This window comes from Photorhabdus viridis (assembly GCF_040256935.1).
In the GTDB taxonomy this organism is placed as follows: domain Bacteria; phylum Pseudomonadota; class Gammaproteobacteria; order Enterobacterales; family Enterobacteriaceae; genus Photorhabdus; species Photorhabdus viridis.
The window spans coordinates 1-223 of the sequence record NZ_JBEJZY010000611.1; the positions used below are offsets into that span (position 1 = coordinate 1).

The 223-nt window shown below is 48.9% G+C and carries 1 protein-coding gene; it reads left to right on the forward strand.

Annotated features, from left to right (window positions below; genetic code table 11):
• Positions 1-223: POTRA domain-containing protein (locus tag ABR397_RS24775; protein ID WP_350307981.1), on the forward strand; the 223-nt coding region annotated here is incomplete at both ends.

The window sequence follows — 223 nt, forward strand, 5'->3', positions numbered from 1 at the left end:
CTGACCTCAGAGCGCAGGATTTATCCTCCGGTACCCTCATGATTACCGTGAATGAAGGCAAAATTGAGTCAATCAGCCTTGATGATGAAACACCACGTTCACTCAAAATGGCCTTTCCGGGCATGATTGGCAAAACACTCAATCTGCGGGATATTGAACAAGGCATGGAACGCCTGAACCGCCTGCCCTCACAACAGGTCGCCATTGATATTCAGCCAGGAAA